Below are 3,744 nucleotides of genomic sequence, written 5' to 3'. Positions count from 1 at the left end.
CATCTGGCCCACCTACACCCACACCTACCACAAACAAACCAACCACTTCGACCACACCAACTACCAAACCACCACCACCCAAAACACCACCCACACCACCCACAACTAACCCACACACACAAAACCGAATAGCACACCCACAAACCATCACCGGAATGAGACCACCGACATGCACACACCCGGCCTGTCCCGACGGACGCTGATCGCCGGCGCGGCCTCCGCCGTCATCGGCTGGAACACCGCCACGCGCGCCTGGGCCACCACTTCCACGGACGCGGTCGCCGACGTCGTCCCCGTCCCGGCGCTCGACGGCACGCTCACCACCGATGCCACCACGCTCGCCGCCTTCTCGGACGACTTCGGGCGTCTGACGCACAACACCCCCCGCGCCGTGCTGCGGCCCCGCTCCACCCGCGACATCGCGGCCATCATCGACTACGCCAACAAGACCGGCCTCACCGTCGCCATGAACGGGCAGGGCGGCACCGACGGCGAGTACGAGTCCCACTCCAACTACGGCCAGGCGGCCGTCCCCGGCGGCATCGCGATCGACGCCCGCTCACTCGACACCATCCACGCGATCACCCCCACCCACGCCGTCGTCGACCCCGGCGTCACCTGGGCCCAGCTCACCAACGCCGCCCTCGCGCAGGGCCTCACCCCGCCGTGCCTCACCGACTACCTCCACCTCTCCATCGGCGGCACGATCAGCGTCGGCGGCATCGGCAACGCCGTCCAGAAGCACGGCCTGCAGGCCGACACGGTCAGCGAGATCGAGATCGTCACGGGCACCGGCCGCACCCTCACCGCCTCGGCCACCCGCAACCGCGGTCTGTTCGAGGCCGCCCTCGCCGGTGCCGGCCAGGTCGGCATCATCACCCGGGCCACCGTCGCCCTCACCAAGGCGCCGGAGAACGCGCGCGTGTTCCTGCTCTTCTACGACGACATCGCCGCCTACTGCGCCGACCAGGAGCGCATCATGGCCGACGGGCGTTTCGACGGCCAGGTCGGCGAGATCCTCCTGCCCCGATCCCCCGCCAACCCCACGCCCAACGCCCGTTACAAGATCGAGGCCGTCGCCCACTACAACGGCACCACACCCCCCGACGCCGCACCCCTGCTCGCCGGCCTCACACCCGTGCCCGGCGACACCCAGATCAGCGATACCACCTACCGCGATTACACGTTCCGCGTCGACGCCTTCGCCGCCAACCTCAAGAGCCTCGGCTACTGGAGCGCCCCCAAGCCCTGGCTGAGCATGTTCCTCCCCGCCGACCGGGCCCAGGAGTTCGCCCGCTACGCCCTCACCAAGGTCACCCCCGCCGACCTCGGCGCCGGGCTCCTCCTCTTCTACCCCTTCCCCACCGGCAAGATCACCCGGCCCCTCGCCATGACCCCCGATCACCCCACCACGTATCTCTTCGACTTCCTCACCTTCCCCGCCCCCGGCACCGACCCCACCACCGCGCTCCGGCGCAACCGCGACCTCTACGACGCCGCCGTGCGCCTGGGCGCCAAGCGCTACCTCGTCGGCGCCATCCCCAACATGACCACCACCGACTGGCAGCGCCACTACGGCGCCCGCTGGACCACCCTCACCACCGCCAAGCAGCGCCACGACCCCCGCCACACCCTCACCCCCGGCCAGCACATCCTCTGACGGCACCGGAACGGCCTACCCCCGGAAGGCCGATGCCCGTACCCACCATCGACACCGGGCGAGGCACCGGGTGAGACACCCACCGAGACATCCACCGAGGCACCCACCGAGGCACCACCAAGGGCAAGGGGACGAAGGCATGATCATCACCGACCGCACCATCACCACCGACGACGGCGCCCGGCTCGCCGTCACGCTCCACCGGCCCGAAACCCCCGTCCCGGACAGCCCGTTGGTGGTGCTGGTGCACGGGTGGGCCGCCTCCCGGACGGTCTGGCACGCCGTCGCCCGGCAGCTCGCCGCCGCCGGGCACACCGTGGCCGCCTACGATCAGCGGGGGCACGCGGCGTCCACCGCCGGGGAGCAGCCGCTGAGCATCGCCCGGCTCGGGCAGGACCTCGCGACGGTCGTCGACACGCTGTCCCCCGACCGGCCCGTCGTCGTGGCCGGCCACTCCGGCGGCGGCTACGCGGCCCTCGCCTACGCGGCGCACCTCCACGCCGCGACGCCGGACGCGGCTCCGCGGCGGCTGGCGGCCCTGCTCCTCGCGTCGACGGCCTCGCACGACCAGGTGACCCCGGCCGGGGAGATCCGGATGATGGGCAGTCAGCTGTTCACGCGGGCGCTGCGAGTGCCGTGGCTCGGGCGGCAGTTGCTCGGCAAGACGCTCGCGCCGACCGCGACCCTCGCGACGCGCGAGCAGAACCGGCAGCTGTTCGCGAACACCCCGCCCGCCGTCCGGGCCGCCTACTTCGGTGCCACGCACGACATGGACCTGCGACCGCAGCTGGCCGCCATCACCGCGCCCACCACGGTCCTCACCGGCACCCAGGACAAGATCGTCAACCCGAACCACAGCCATCACCTCGCCCGCGCGCTGCCGGACACACAGCTGGACACGATCCCGGGCAGCGGCCACAACCTGCCGCTGGAGAGCCCGGAGCGGCTCACTCACCACATCTCCGCCCTCATCGCCCGCGTCGGCGGGTACCCTCGGTCGTAACGCAGTGGCCCGAGCGGGGAGACGTCATCGATGAGCAGAGCCGCCGGTAACGCGTCCCGTGTGCCGCTCGACGACCTCGTCCGGCTCCGCAGGGCCCGGGACATGATGGACCGCGACTACGCGCAGCCGCTGGACGTCACGGCGCTGGCGCGCACCGCCCTCATGTCGGCGGGCCACTTCTCGCGCAGCTTCCGCACCGCGTACGGGGAGACGCCGTACAGCTACCTCATGACCCGGCGGATCGAGCGGGCGAAGGCCCTGCTGCGGCGTGGCGACCTCACGGTGACGGAGGTCTGCATGGAGGTGGGCTGTACGTCGCTGGGGTCGTTCAGTTCGCGGTTCACCGAGCTGGTCGGCGAGACCCCGAGCGCGTACCGGGCGCGCGAGCACGAGGACGGTGCCGCGCTGCCGGCCTGCATCTCGAAGATCCACACCCGGCCGGTCAAGGGCGGCGGGGCGAAGCCGGCCGGCAACGGGTAGTCCTCGATGGCGGTCGAGCTCGTCTACGAGACCCACTCCACCACCACGGACAACGAGGCCGGGATCGCCACCGGCCACCTCCCGGGCCGCCTGTCGGAAGCAGGCCGGCGGCAGGCGGCGGAGCTGGGCGCGCGGCGGCGCGACGGCGGGTTCGCGGCCGTGTTCACCTCCGACCTGCACCGGGCCGTCGAGACCGGCCGGATCGCGTTCCCGGACGGTGTGCCGCCGCTGCACCAGGACGTGCGGCTCCGCGAGTGCGACTACGGCGAGCTCAACGGCGCGCCGGCCTCCCTCGTCGCCGCCCGGCGGCTCCGGCACGTCGACGAGCCGTTCCCCGGCGGGCAGAGCTACCGGCAGGTCGTCGCGGCCACCGACGCCCTGCTCCACGACCTCGCCGCCCGCTGGGACGGCCGCCGGGTGCTGCTCATCGCGCACTCGGCGAACCGGTGGGCCCTGGACCACCTCCTGACCGGAGTGCCGCTGGTGGAGGTCCTCGCGCCCCCCCCCCCCCCGGGGGGGGGGGGTGGGGAGGCGCAGCCGGGGCCCCGGGCCCCACCGCCCCCCCTCTGTGGGCGGTTACACAAGTAAGCCGCCGCCCACA

Annotated in this window: 4 protein-coding genes; all 4 read left to right on the top strand. The window is 72.3% G+C overall.

What is annotated here, in order from left to right; genetic code table 11:
- Positions 1-169: 169 nt before the first annotated feature.
- The 4 genes from ACFV4F_RS42805 (at position 170) to ACFV4F_RS42790 (ending at position 3,731) form a co-directional block, all read left to right on the top strand.
- Positions 170-1,660 (top strand): FAD-binding protein, encoded by a 1,491-nt coding sequence (locus tag ACFV4F_RS42805; RefSeq protein WP_380511339.1) that lies wholly within the window; start codon positions 170-172, stop codon positions 1,658-1,660.
- Positions 1,661-1,799: 139 nt separating this feature from the next.
- Positions 1,800-2,663 (top strand): alpha/beta fold hydrolase, encoded by an 864-nt coding sequence (locus tag ACFV4F_RS42800; protein WP_380511336.1) that lies wholly within the window; start codon positions 1,800-1,802, stop codon positions 2,661-2,663.
- Between the two features lie 30 nt (positions 2,664-2,693).
- Positions 2,694-3,143, top strand: a complete 450-nt coding sequence (locus tag ACFV4F_RS42795) for a helix-turn-helix transcriptional regulator (RefSeq protein ID WP_380447138.1) — start codon at positions 2,694-2,696, stop codon at positions 3,141-3,143.
- 6 nt (positions 3,144-3,149) lie between these two features.
- Complete coding sequence (locus ACFV4F_RS42790) at positions 3,150-3,731, top strand: histidine phosphatase family protein (RefSeq protein ID WP_380511333.1); 582 nt, start codon at positions 3,150-3,152, stop codon at positions 3,729-3,731.
- The last annotated feature ends 13 nt before the right edge of the window (positions 3,732-3,744 follow it).

The sequence above is a fragment of the Kitasatospora sp. NPDC059722 genome (assembly GCF_042733235.1).
GTDB lineage: Bacteria > Actinomycetota > Actinomycetes > Streptomycetales > Streptomycetaceae > Kitasatospora.
This window is presented reverse-complemented; position numbering and strand designations above follow the sequence as displayed.